This window comes from Legionella tunisiensis (genome assembly GCF_000308315.1).
Lineage (GTDB): Bacteria > Pseudomonadota > Gammaproteobacteria > Legionellales > Legionellaceae > Tatlockia > Tatlockia tunisiensis.
Window position 1 is genome coordinate 1 of record NZ_CALJ01000331.1, and the last position, 12,948, is coordinate 12,948.

Consider the following 12,948-nt stretch of genomic DNA (forward strand, 5'->3'; position numbering starts at 1 on the left):
CATCCCAAAATGCTCTGATTGCCTCTTCTACTTGTTCATAAGTTTGGGCTAGTTGCTGACTATCCTGCGGTTTTAATTTTACTGCTTCATGAAACTGTGCCAGTGCTTTGTCGAGTTGGGGTAGGGTAAGGTAGTTGATACCTCCGCGAACACGATGTAATTCTTTGCGAAGTGTTTCATCATCATGACTCGCATAGGCTTTTGCCAGGGTATCCAGGCTCATTCTAAGGTCAATATCCAACATCGATAATAACTCTCGAAGAAGACTCTCATCCCCATTCATTTGCTCAAGGCTTGCCTGCCAGTCGATTACGGCTGCTGTTTTCTCGATATCACTGATTTGGGTTTCATTCTTAAGGAAACCAGACTCTGATTTTCTCTTATTAAATACGTATTGTTGTAACAGGGTTTCTAACTTTGATTGCTGTAGTGGTTTGCTGCAAACCTCCTGCATACCGGCCGCCAAAGATTCTTTTCTCTTTTCGGTATCATCGGCGTGTCCTGTAATTGCAACAATTGGTACTTGTAATGCGCCAGGCTTATTCATCTCACGTATTTTTTTGTAACTTCGATCCCGTCAACGTCAGGTAATCCTATGTCCATCAAAATGAGGTCATAGTCGTTGTTTTGAACCATCGTGAGTGCCTCCATACCGTTTTCGGCATGATCATGAGCACACTGAAAACGCTTTAAGTAGACTTGCAGGCTTTTAGCAGCAAGTGGATTATCCTCAACAACCAAGACAGAGGCGACGGCATTCGTCTTAGCACTTTCTTCACCTTTTGAAGCATGTTGAGATAGAGAGACTTGTATTGTGGGTGTTTGAGGCTTAACATCGGGTGGTTTCTCTCGATCAGAGTGATCAGATACATGAAGGGGAAGAGTAATAATAAAACAAGTTCCTTTACCTACTTCACTTTCTATATTAATTGTGGCATTCATTGCTTCGATGTAATTCTTCACGGTATATAGACCTAAACCTGCCCCTTTATATAAGCCCTCATAAGCAGGGGTCAGGCGAGAAAAATGTTCAAATATGGTTTCAAATTTATCTTCTGGAATGCCAATGCCACTGTCTTCTACCATTAATTGTAAGTTCATTTTATCGCCTGGATCATAAGATGAATTCCTTTCATCAAGCGATTTCACGGTGATTTTGACAAAACCGCTGTTGGTAAATTTTAAAGCGTTAGATAAAAGATTAAGCAGGGTGCGGTCAAGGTAATGACGTAATCCACTAAAATAAGTAGGGATGGATTGCTCTATATCAAAGGACAACTTTAATTTTTATGAAAAGCCACCGGTTGTAAAAGTTCTATGTTGTGTTGAACTAAATCGCGAAGATTAAAGGACTCTACTTCTTCTGGCCGATGTCCTGATTCCAAGCGCATGGTTTCGAGAATTTCATTACATAGCTCTAATAGTTGATCGGTTGCTCCTATTAAAAGTTGACTGTCTTCCTGCACGGTTTCAGTAATCTCTTTTAATATAGGCAAATAGGTTTCCTGAGACGTTGTTTCATCAGGATCTTGTTCTAAGCGGGAGCGAACATTGTCAGCCACATTGAACATCTCTTGCGCCATCCCAATGATACCACTCAGTGGTGTACGGATATCATGGCTCATGTTGGCAATAAATTCGGATTTGGCCTGGCTTGCAGCTTCTGCCTTGTCTTTAGCAATAGAAAGGACTTTTTCATGTTCTTTGAGGGGAGTTATATCAATATAAATACCTAAAATTCCGATAATATTACCTCGCTCATCATACAAGGGTACTTTGCTGACAGAGAGAATTCTTTCTGTTTGACCCGGCATTACCATGGCAACTTCTTTGCCTAAGATAGGTTTACCTGATTCCAGAATTTGTCGATCTTCTTTTTGATAAATGCTGGCATTTACTTTAGTCCAGGAAATTTCATTATCCGTCTTTCCGATAAGTTCACTGGCATCATTAAAGCCTAAGCTTTCTGCAAAGTTACGATTGCATCCCTGGTAAGTTAAATATTTATCTTTCCAGAAGATATAATTGGGCACGTTTAATATGATCTGCCGCAACAGGTTTAAATTAACTTTCATACTTTGAGACTCACAAGTAAAACCATATGTTTAAATGATTAATCCAATTATAACTGCAAAGTTAATCTTCCTCTGTGGTTTACACGTTAAGTATGGAAGGACTTTACAACCCATACTCTCCTGAGTTAATATGACGCTATTTGTTTAAATAGCAATCATGAAATTGGCTTTACAAGGAGGTATCTATGCCTGAAACTCAAAAGATACACCATTTTGTTGAACAACAAGCCGCTTTAATCCCCCAAAAAGTCGCCTTAAGTTTCTATGATAAGCAATTAACCTATGCTGAATTGAATGTCAAAGCGAATCAAGTGGCACAGTTTCTCATTGCACAGGGTGCTCAAAAAGGGGATTTAATTCCCATTATTTCTGAAAAATCGCTTGAGAGTGTTGTAGCACTCCTTGCCATTTTAAAAATTGGTGCTGCCTACATACCAGTTAATACAGAGTCAACAGAAAGTATGATGGCTACAGTCATTGAGCATTCAAAAGCAAAGATCTTGTTCGCTCAGTCTAAAGTGATTCCTTCTGTTTCAGCGATGAATGGATTAATTATTCATTTAGACTACCTTTTTGAGAAGACGTCTCAGTATCCTGTTACAAATCCTGATTATCTCGCTCACAAATCCGATTTGGCCTATGTCATATACACGTCTGGAACGACAGGCTTGCCCAAAGGGGTGATGGTTACGCATCACAATTTAATACATACCTATCTCTCTTGGGAAACAGTCTATCAGTTAACCTCTTCCGATGTTCATTTGCAAATGGCAAATCCCGCGTTTGATGTGTTTGCTGGAGATTGGTTAAGAGCATTGTGCTCTGGAGCCAAACTTGTTCTTTGTCCTAAAGACGTGTTATTGAAACCTGCCCATCTTTATCAATTAATCGTTAACCAAAAATAACCTGTGCTGAATTCGTTCCGTCTGTGTTAAGAGCGCTGTTATCTTATTTAGGTGAAAATAAGCAGAGGCTTCGCCAATTTCGCTTGTTACTGTGCGGGTCAGATCTTTGGACAATGGGTGAGTATCGCCAGGCGCGAGCACTATTTGGTCAAGGGACTCGCGTCATTAATTCTTATGGGCTGACAGAGGCTACTATTGATAGTACCTACTTTGAAGAAACGACGGCAACGACCGATGAATTTTCAAAACCCGACACGGAATTAGTACCTATTGGCAAACCATTTCCTCATGTGCATATTTATGTCCTTAATGAATCCCTTCAGCTCCTGCCACCTCTTGAAATGGGTGAAATTTACATCGGTGGGGAGGGCGTAGCCGCAGGGTATCTCGGCCAGGAAAAAATGACCAATGAGCGATTTATTGTGCATCCTGAGATGAAGGAACGACTCTACAAAACAGGTGATTTTGGCAAAGTATTAACCAATGGCACGATTGAATTTTTTGGCAGAAATCAGACTCACATTAAAATCAATGGGCAACGTGTGGAGTTGCTCACCTTGGATAGTATCCTGAATCAGCACCCTAAAATACAATACAGCATCGCTTATCCGATTTTTTCATCTTCAAACGACACTTCGTTAGGTTGTTTCGTTCTTCCATCGGATGATTCAGTGAGTTTTGATGAGTTGGTGCTTTATATTAAAGAGCATCTACCCGTTTACTATGTTCCCAAAACCATTGATGTGATTAAGGAGCTTGTGTTAAACCAAAATGGTAAAATTGACAGGGCTATCACTTCGCAAAAAATTGTAAAATCACTTAAACCCTTCGTTGTTCCCCCAAAAACGGTGTTGGAGAAACAACTAGCTGGAATTTGGCAAAAATGGTTAAACCTTGATGAGATTGGAATTACACATCATTTTTGTGATCTGGGTGGCTCGTCTTTGGCATTTGTCTCGATGCTAGAGGAGGTAAACCGGACGTTTAATACAAAGATAAGTTATTGCAACGCAAGTCCAACTATTGAGGATTTGACCAAGCTTATCTCATTGTCAGAGGATGTAAACGCAAAAAGACTGATGGCAAATAATGAATGCAAATCACTAGAGGGAGAAGACAGATGATAAGAATAGCAATTATTGGAGGTGGGCCTGCAAGTGTTTCCCTGTGTATGCAGTTTAAAAACCATTTTACTTCCTTTAAAACACCGATTGAGATTTTAGTATTTGAAAAAACGCTCATATTGGGCATGGTCTTCCTTACGATGCTGTTGAAGATGACTATATTTTAAATCTACCTAAAGCAACCATGGAGCCTTTGCCTGGGCAAAGTAATCAATTTGCTACCTGGCTTTCTGAAAAATTTCCCGAAACCAATAGCACGTCTTTTCCGCCACGCCATTATTTTGGTCAATATTTGGAAGAAATGGCTATTCGTACCCAGCTTGAAGCCGAAAGTGAAGGCCTAACCATCAATTATTTAACGGATAACGAAGTCACGGACATTGTGGAAGAAAAAGAGGGGGTTTTTCATATTACGGCGGCGCGTGGCAATTACCATGTCAATAAGGTCATATTAGCACCAGGCCATATGCCTTCCACTGCTTTTTCTGAGTTAATCGGTAAAAAAGGTTATATCCATAACCCATGGGAGAGAGGGGCTTTTAAGCACTTGCCTCTTGATGAACCTGTCACCATTATTGGCAGCCGATTAACGGCAATTGATGTGGCCTTGAAGTTAAAGCACATGAACCCAAACTGCAAACTAACGATGGTGTCGCGAAGTGGATTATTACCCACGGTGTTAGGAAAGGAAATGCTGCCACACACCCTTAATCACTTAACCTTGGAGGCTATTTGTGAAAGAAGTGATTTTGGTCAACAACCTCTAAGCCTTGATGAGATTGGTCTTTTGTTTTGGAAAGAAATCGATGCAATAAAAGGTAGGCTTGGCCATTTAGGCGCTTTTCCAAAATCGGCAAAGGATATCTCGGCAATCGATTGGATAACGAATGAAATTAACGAAGCAGAGCAGGGTTCACGTGCTTGGCAAGAGGTTCTTTTTGCTCTGTATCCATTAACACCTGATATTTGGCCAATGATTAGGCGGGAAGATCAAGAGCGGTTTATTAAAGCGCATTACAGTCTTTTTATTACGTATTTGGCTGCATTTCCTCTCGAAAACGCCCATAAAATCAAGGCAATGCTTGCTTCGGGACAATTAAAGGTACAGGGTGGTTTATCCGATATTTCTTCTGAGGCGGATCACTTTATTGTACGGTTTGAGAACGGGGAACACTTTACATCGAACACTGTGATTAATGCTACAGGACCTGGTTACGATGCCAGTAAGTTGCCGTTTCTAACAAATCTGTTCCGACAAGGTTATCTGGTGAAAAACCCATTAGGGGGTATCCAGGTTGATAAAGACACGCTTCATATAATTAACGCGATGGGAAATAATAATCCCCATTTTTACGCGATAGGGGAGTTGACCAAAGGGATTTATTTTCTAACAACTGATTTTGGTAGAGTAACTGTTCAGGCTGAAAAGATCGTAAAAACGCTTATCCAACAGACGGTAAACTCTTCGGTTATAAAAAACGCTTCTGTAGATGAAAGTTAAGGGAATCTCTTTGCAAAATTAATGCTTATACGGCTTTACCGTTATTCTTTAACTGAACGGCAAATAGGGGATTTGATTATCATGGCCAGATCAGGTGGGATGGGCAGCAACATAAAAAAGTTCATCTCAGCCTTGTCGTGAATAAATGCCATTATTTAGTCAAGCTCCTGATAAGGGTGGTGGTGATTCTGTCATCCCTTCGGATAGATGTTAAAGAGCTCGACTAGCAGCTGATAAGCCAGTTATTGTCCAATTGAATATCTATTTTCTGAGCACCCAACCTAAAGGAGATAGTATTGAATATCTTAATGTGTAATCCGCAGCATTACGGCATTTTTTATGAAATTAATCCTTGGATGCATGTAGACATCCCTGTTGTTCAAACAAGGGCTCAAATCCAATGGCAGGCTCTCTATGAAACGCTATTAAAATTAAACGTAAACGTAAAATTGATTAAGCCAATTAATGGCTTACCTGATATGGTGTTTACAGCCAATGCAGGATTTATTTACAGAAACCAAGTATGGGTTAGCGCATTTAAAAGTCATGAACGCCAACCTGAAAGTGAACATTTTAAAGATTGGTTCTCTCAAGAAGGTTTTGAGATAGTGAATATAGAATATGATCTGAGCCAACCGCCGGCTTTTGAAGGAGCTGGCGATACGCTGGTTTTTAATAACTATTTAGCGGCAGGCTATGGTTTCCGAACCGACATCAGTGTTTATGAACATCCATTCTTTAAACAACTTAATTTGGTATTTTGTGAGCTTATCAATCCTTACTTTTATCATTTAGATACTTGTTTTTGTCCTCTAAATTCATCTTTGGCTCTTTGGTATCCTGATGCATTTAGTCAACAATCGCAGCGAGTAATGCGTAAAATGGGTCAATTAATTGATGTTCCTGAAGATGAAGCCAGGCGATTTGCTTGTAATGCGGTCGTCATTGGCCAGCACGTTATCTTACCTTCTGACTGCCCAGTCACTTATCGCCTGTTAGAATCTCATGGTTTTATAGTACACCCTTGCGACATGGGTGAATTCATCAAATCAGGAGGTGCCTGTAAGTGTTTAACACTCCAATTATAGAAGTACTGGTTATCTATTTCAGTAAATGAGTTCAAGCCTTCTGGCTCGATCACATATCAGTCACGAATTATCAACTTTGCATCCCAAACCATATAAGAATAGGGTGAGCAAGCATGAATAGGTGTATCGACCCCATTTGTGTGAGAATTTACGCTACGATGCTAATTAATTGATTTTAAATAAATCTCCAAACAAAATTTGATGAATGCGTAACTCAAGTAATAGTATTATTTTGAATCTATATGTGTCTTTAGCAAGACGTTTTATGTCTTACCGCAAATTCTCACACAAATGGGGTCGATACACCAATTACAATGGTTATCAATGCACTTGTTGTATTTATATCCACTGCCAATCCTTCCGGTTCAACTGTTTTAAACTGTTCTGATAGCAATTTTAGTTTAGCAACACCTCTCTTTTAAGGTCGGTGAACCGCCCCGGGACAAAAGGATGCCAATGCTTCACGGTACTTAATTGGTCTGTTGATCGCTTCTTAGGATTGAAGCGTGTTGCGCAAAGATGTCACAAAGATCACAAAATATCGATTTCTTTTGGCCATGGTCGCGAGGAATGAATATCAGGGTGACGTGGTTCATCATTAAGACGACCATATTTATCGCGTAATTTTTCAACTTTAATGAGACATCTTTCAGCTAAATCAGATTGGGAGCCTTGCTCCACCATCATTTTAAATAATTCTTTTCGAAAATCAATCAGAGGCAAACTAAACTCTTCATATGCTCCAGGCCAGTTATCTACAGGGCGCTTGCCAAGAGCAATTTTCTCAATTGCATATGAAAGAGTAGAATCGTAGGGTTTCTTATTGGCAGCATAGTTACGTATAATAGTTAAAAGATCTTGGGGATCGGCCAATTCAATAAGAATACTTTCAAAAAATTCTTTAGGTCCTCTGGAAGGGGTTTTTCATACAGCTCGATTATATGCTTACGCAAAAAGGGGAATTTTTGAGCTAAAATTGATAGATATTCGCGTAATCTCCAAGAAACGTCCCATTTTCTTAATATTTTTATCTCGCATACCAAATCTAACAAAACATTTGCAGAGGCTTCATTTCCTAAACCCATTAAGGCATCCCACCAAATATTTCCTTCTTTAAGTTGTTGGTTACGCTGCGATAGTTCTATTAGGATATTCAATGCCTGCTCCTCATCAGGGCAGTTTCTAACGGCTAATAATAAGCGAGGGAGCAATTCAGAATAAAGATGGCGATCAGGAATCCATTCAAGAGCATCCACAACAGCAGTTGGATTATCGGAAAATACAAAAAGTTCAATCCAATTAAAAAGTTCGTCTTGTTCTTGATCTAATATTCTGCGTCCATTTTTAGAGGTTTCAAGAAACTCTTTTAATCCGTTAGCAACTATTTCTGAAGGAATAATTTCTCCTCTCAGTGCTATTACAGTAAGTAAAACGCGTTTAATTGAATATTTTTGGGGAAGGGCAAGAAGCATGGATAGTTCATCAATTTTTTTCCGCAAGGCATGCTTAAAGCAATTTTAGCTAAATTTATAGCAAGTATTTGCATTGATGAGTCAGTGTTTAAGGCATCTAAATTTTCAATAGCTTCAAAAATTACTTCAGAAAATTCTGATGTTTCGGAAATTTTCTCACTATAGAATAAATTCCGTAGGGATTTGACTTTTGAATAGTCAATCCCCCAAACAACCCCTTTTTGATTTTCGGGATTATTATATAACCATATTTGCTTTAAAGCTGCCGCGGCATTAAGCGCTAATCTTTTATCAGACAGATAATTCTTCAATAGAGCTATTACACGCTCATTTCTAATAGAAACGAGTGCTGTAAAATAGGGACGAGTAACATTATCAAAATTTTTGTTTAAGCTTTTACCCGCCAGCTGAACCTCTTCCTCATCCAGGGTTAGCTTTAACATCTTTTGTATAACTGGAATAAATTGATTGTGTGGTAGCCTTTCTATGGCCCACATAATCTTATATCTTACTTCATTAGAATTCGGAGATTTCAGTAATGTTTTTATCCATCCTTTAAGCATCTTCGTTAATTTTTGTTTAATAATAACGTTGATTTCAAAAGGTATTTTTTCTTGGCTTTCATGACTGCGTCCATAAACTCTAAGAAGATCTAGCATTAATAAAATGGATTCTATTTGTTCGGTATTAGATCTTAATAATAGTGCCTCAAAGAAAGAGTCTTGCGGTGAATTAAGGATGGCTCCTCTCAATCGCCAATAATCATCTCGTTGGGACCCCTCGAAAGTGAGACAATTTTGATTATATTGATAATCTAATAGCGTGAGCTCATCCAGTATAAGACCTACTGTTTTGGGACCCAGAATAGAAGAAATTTCAAGAGCTAATTTTTTAGGAGTAGTCTTATCCATGACTACTGTAACTATGGGCCCTTCGTCGATTCTAGTCTTCTTAAGAAGCAAATGCACTTTATACGGTAGTGAAAATTTATTTGCCATTCGATACAAAAGGGCGCTCTCAACAACCTTCGGATAAAATTCAAACAAATTTTCCAGTACTACTCTTGTGTGTGTGGTCGTTAGTGGTAAATCCGGAGATTGAATAAGTTGTTTGACTCTTTCTTCTGTTTCTCTTTTTGATAGCCAGCCTTTTGCTAAATAATTCAGTACTCGTATAGGATCAGCTTCATTATTTATAAGAGCTTGTTGTGCCTTAGATAAATGATTAGTTAATAATTCATCTTCAAATTTATCGGGATATTCTTTGTCCGCAATTAATTGCCATACTTCATTGGGCGCCTCTTTCAGGATTTCTCGTATCAGTTCATCTGCCTTTCGAAAATAAAGTGCTTGTACAATTTTTACGATTACTTGAGCGCTTTGTCCTTTTTTGGCTAAATTAGCTACTAGTTCAATTCCATCAGGTCCGCTTTGAACAATTTTGGAAAGAACGTTGCCACGAATTCCCTCTGGCAACTCTTTAAGAGGTTTTTCAGCAATGCCAAGCACAGAGGGACGAAATATAGGAGATATCTCTAGTGTTTGAAAAGGTATTTCTTTATTAGAGTTGTTCAAAAGAGCCCATATAAACTCAGAAAAATCAGCGCGACCACTGCTAATCATGAAGCGAACAGCTCGATCTACTGTACCCGATTTATGCCAGCGTCTCACAAAACCTAAAACTTTATCTTTAATTAGAGACCATACTTCTTGGCCCGATCGAAAAATCATTTCCGCTGCCAGCATAGGATCAATTTCAAGTGTATTAATGATTGCTAATCCGACGACTTTAGTGCCCTCAATACCTTTTCTTGATAACCTCTCGCACGCAAATAAAATTGACTCTTCCCAAGATAACCAATTTATAATTTCTATCTGTAAAACTTTACGATCTTCCTCATTATGGGCTGCATTTAGGATTAAGCGTTCGACTTCTAAAGATGCATACCATTCTTGAATTTGTTGATGCTGAAATGAAATACTCCCGGTGTTATAAATTCTTACAAGAGAGTGAGTATTGACTAATGTCTCCAATACTAGGGGTGCCTGCAAAGGTTTAGTAAGCTGATGTTCCGTCAGGAGATCATCCATTTTCTTACCTATTGCTATTCGCGCATCTTTATCAGAAAGAGTTGTAGTAGATTTATAATTTGCTTGAACAGCGAGACTAGTTAAGAATTCTTTACTAAAACCCAAGAGCTCGTTTTTAAGTATTTCAATTTTATCGGGTTCCATTTCATGCTGTGCAACCAATATACGTAATATTTCTTCTTTTGTTTGCGGCAGTTTTTCTGTATGTGAGCTATTAAGTAAGGCTGTAAGGTACAAAGGTATAGATATTAACTCTCGGAGACCTGGAATATTCCACGCTTGTTTTACAAGATTTTCGCCAATCTTTCCTCTAGTTTTAGAAGCAATTTTTATTTGCTGAGTATTTGAAAGGGGCTCAATTTCTACAGTTATTCCCGGAGAAAATAAAGTTTGCTGTCGAGTACTAACTACAATTCCTAGTTGCGGAAATTCACGTTGTAGTGCAGAGATATCACGCTGTGCACGAAGTCGTGACTTAGGATTAAGTTCATTCCAACCATCTAGAATTAAAATAAGCCGACCATGATAAGCCACCTGCATAAAGTGCTGAACTTGAAATGAACAAAAAGCACTATGACGGACTAGAAATTGAAAAAATGTCTCGTCTCTGTCTGACCATTCACCCAATTGTATTAAAACAGCAATATTTTGTTCCGCGGTTAAAATTTTTTCTGTTAATTGCACAAGAGTGGTAGTCTTCCCAGTACCTGGCGGCGAAACTATGGAGATAGGTTGAGACAGTTGTAAACAACTAACTAATCCATCCAAAGTTAAACCTATTTTTCCATCGTCTTCATGTAGTGTTAGATTTAAAGGAAGTTCGTAGGAGGGCCAGTTTCTAATACTTCTATAAGTGCCAATGTCAGCTAGAGCAGCTTCTCTTAAACGAATAATTACATTTTCAACAGTGTCTTCAGTGGGTAGTTGGAGTTTTTCTATATATCTGTCATCAGCATCATCAAAAAATTCATAAGTAAAATCCTTAGGTAGTTTCTTCTGTGCAATAATTCTTAAATGGGCTTTTTTTCGGCTTTAAATTTCCAGCTATTTAAGAGCTCAACAGAATGCCCCTGGATATCTGTGTCTACTATATGTGCACAATTACAACAAAGCCAAATACCATTTGAAATACTTTTGCGCTCTTCGGGAGAGATAAATTCATTATAACGAGCCCCTCCGGGAGATGCGGCAGTAATATGAGCAGCCTGACCAATATTAATAATTTTATTCTTATTTGTACCTGGACCTAAAGTGATGCGTAAACAATTTGGGTTTGAACAACAATAGGCAACTCGTTGAGCGAGCGTTCTTTTTATTTTGGCAAGAAAATCGTCACGATTGGTCATTTAAAATCCATTAAAAACTATTTTTATATCCCGATAGAAATTTTCATGGCTACTCAATTTTAACAGTGTTAGAACTATTTCATTTTCTTCGTACATGTATCCTAGCAACACTTCCTGATTGAAGAATTTAAATTTATGAACTCTTAAAAAATCTAAGTCCCCTTTTTTGCGTTCTCCTAATGTGGGATTTTGTATTAATTTTTTAATCTCTTCATCGAGAATGGCTTTTTGTTGCTTAGGCATTTTTTTTATGGCCTTTTTTAAACGAATTAGATTGTTTAATTGTCAAATTCATAATTATCAACTAATCCATTATCTATTTCTGCCTTAGCAAGTAAGCTATCTCTAATAAACTCATAGGACAAATCGGGATTTTCTTCTGCAATTTTCCCGATCTTTGCCCAATGCTCAATTTGGCCTGCTCCAGAACGAGACATAACTTCACCTACAGCTTGAGCTTGTTTGACTAAACTGTCAGATAGTCTTACAGATTGAGCCATTATAATCTCCAATGCTTGTTTAAATAATTATAGCATATTGACGTAATGTGTTGCAAAATGCAATCAAATTTTAAATTATTAAGCAATCTTATTAATCGCATAGTAAGGGAGCTTTATATTTTTTCCTCAGCGATTCAGAAGAAATAATTACATTTCTAGAGCGCAGATATTTATATAGAGTGCCGCGACTAATGTTTAGTTGCTCGCAAATCTCAGAAACGCTAAGTCTTCCTTCTTTATAGAGTAGCTCAGCGGAATGCGCAATTCCTTGGGCTTTCTTAGATAAGCCTTCAGGACGGCCACCCTTTATGCCTCTCGCTCGAGCCGCATCTAGTCCAGCAATAGTACGTTCTTTAATGAGCTCTCGCTCGAACTCTGCTAATGATCCAAAAATATTGAAAATAAGTCTGCCTTGTGGAGTGGTAGTATCAATAGGGTCATTTAAACTTTTGATCCCTATTCCTTTTTCAAGAAGAGAATTTACAAGGTTAATAAGGTCTTTGAACGACCGACCGAGGCGATCGAGTTTCCAAATAACTAAAACGTCATTTTTACGAATTTCTTTTAATAATAGATCCAGGGCAGGGCGATTCAGCAGAGAACCGCTTATTTGGTCTTGATAAATTTTTTCACAGCCGGCCTTCTTAAGGGCGTCTATTTGTAAATCTAAATTTTGGCTGCTGGTTGAAACTCGCGCATATCCAATTAACATGGTAATTTAGTTCAAATAAAGGTTGTAAAAAGAATATATTAAACAATAATTATTTGAAACAGTTTTTTAAACTACTCTGGAACAAACAAGTTTAACTTTTATACACAGGAGTAAGAGTTCATAAAAACGGTGGTT

Annotated in this window: 13 protein-coding genes and 1 pseudogene; 4 read left to right on the forward strand and 10 right to left on the reverse strand. The window is 38.2% G+C overall.

What is annotated here, in order from left to right; all coding sequences use genetic code 11:
- The 3 genes from BN58_RS29345 to BN58_RS29355 form a co-directional block, all read right to left on the reverse strand.
- On the reverse strand, positions 1 to 547 hold a 547-nt coding region (locus BN58_RS29345; RefSeq protein WP_332248034.1), incomplete at its 3' end, for an Hpt domain-containing protein.
- Positions 544 to 1,278, reverse strand: a complete 735-nt coding sequence (locus BN58_RS29350) for an ATP-binding protein (protein WP_019218424.1) — start codon at positions 1,276 to 1,278, stop codon at positions 544 to 546. The genes BN58_RS29350 and BN58_RS29345, both read right to left, overlap by 4 nt.
- A 2-nt stretch (positions 1,279 to 1,280) precedes the next feature.
- Complete coding sequence (locus tag BN58_RS29355) at positions 1,281 to 2,075, reverse strand: ATP-binding response regulator (RefSeq protein WP_019218425.1); 795 nt, start codon at positions 2,073 to 2,075, stop codon at positions 1,281 to 1,283.
- Positions 2,076 to 2,260: 185 nt separating this feature from the next.
- Between BN58_RS29355 and BN58_RS36680 the strand changes: the two are divergent.
- The 4 genes and pseudogenes from BN58_RS36680 to BN58_RS20400 all read left to right on the forward strand — a co-directional run.
- Positions 2,261 to 3,309 (forward strand): annotated as a pseudogene (locus tag BN58_RS36680) (AMP-binding protein); the annotation flags it as partial.
- A 105-nt stretch (positions 3,310 to 3,414) separates the two neighbouring features.
- Positions 3,415 to 4,104: a phosphopantetheine-binding protein gene (locus BN58_RS37325; protein WP_332248035.1), complete on the forward strand. Its 690-nt coding sequence runs from the start codon at positions 3,415 to 3,417 to the stop codon at positions 4,102 to 4,104.
- Between the two features lie 118 nt (positions 4,105 to 4,222).
- On the forward strand, positions 4,223 to 5,605 hold the full coding sequence (locus BN58_RS20395; protein ID WP_083852293.1) for an FAD/NAD(P)-binding protein: 1,383 nt from the start codon (positions 4,223 to 4,225) through the stop codon (positions 5,603 to 5,605).
- Between the two features lie 296 nt (positions 5,606 to 5,901).
- Complete coding sequence (locus BN58_RS20400; RefSeq protein WP_156812671.1) at positions 5,902 to 6,693, forward strand: dimethylarginine dimethylaminohydrolase family protein; 792 nt, start codon at positions 5,902 to 5,904, stop codon at positions 6,691 to 6,693.
- Positions 6,694 to 7,224: 531 nt separating this feature from the next.
- Here BN58_RS20400 and BN58_RS20405 read toward each other — a convergent pair.
- From BN58_RS20405 to BN58_RS20435, 7 genes are all read right to left on the reverse strand, one after another.
- Positions 7,225 to 7,566 carry a hypothetical protein gene (locus BN58_RS20405; protein WP_019218431.1) on the reverse strand — a complete coding sequence of 114 codons (342 nt, stop codon included), beginning with the start codon at positions 7,564 to 7,566 and terminating at the stop codon, positions 7,225 to 7,227.
- Positions 7,542 to 8,165, reverse strand: a complete 624-nt coding sequence (locus BN58_RS20410; protein ID WP_019218432.1) for a hypothetical protein — start codon at positions 8,163 to 8,165, stop codon at positions 7,542 to 7,544. The genes BN58_RS20405 and BN58_RS20410 overlap by 25 nt, the downstream gene beginning before the upstream one ends.
- Complete coding sequence (locus tag BN58_RS20415; protein ID WP_019218433.1) at positions 8,111 to 11,023, reverse strand: NACHT domain-containing protein; 2,913 nt, start codon at positions 11,021 to 11,023, stop codon at positions 8,111 to 8,113. The genes BN58_RS20410 and BN58_RS20415 overlap by 55 nt, the downstream gene beginning before the upstream one ends.
- Before the next feature lie 242 nt (positions 11,024 to 11,265).
- A complete protein-coding gene (locus BN58_RS27735) occupies positions 11,266 to 11,601 on the reverse strand; it encodes a hypothetical protein (protein WP_019218434.1) in 336 nt (111 codons plus the stop codon).
- Complete coding sequence (locus BN58_RS20425) at positions 11,602 to 11,844, reverse strand: type II toxin-antitoxin system RelE/ParE family toxin (RefSeq protein ID WP_019218435.1); 243 nt, start codon at positions 11,842 to 11,844, stop codon at positions 11,602 to 11,604.
- Positions 11,845 to 11,879: 35 nt separating this feature from the next.
- On the reverse strand, positions 11,880 to 12,101 hold the full coding sequence (locus BN58_RS20430; RefSeq protein ID WP_019218436.1) for a ParD-like family protein: 222 nt from the start codon (positions 12,099 to 12,101) through the stop codon (positions 11,880 to 11,882).
- A 91-nt stretch (positions 12,102 to 12,192) separates the two neighbouring features.
- A complete protein-coding gene (locus BN58_RS20435) occupies positions 12,193 to 12,813 on the reverse strand; it encodes a recombinase family protein (protein ID WP_019218437.1) in 621 nt (206 codons plus the stop codon).
- Between the last annotated feature and the right edge of the window lie 135 nt (positions 12,814 to 12,948).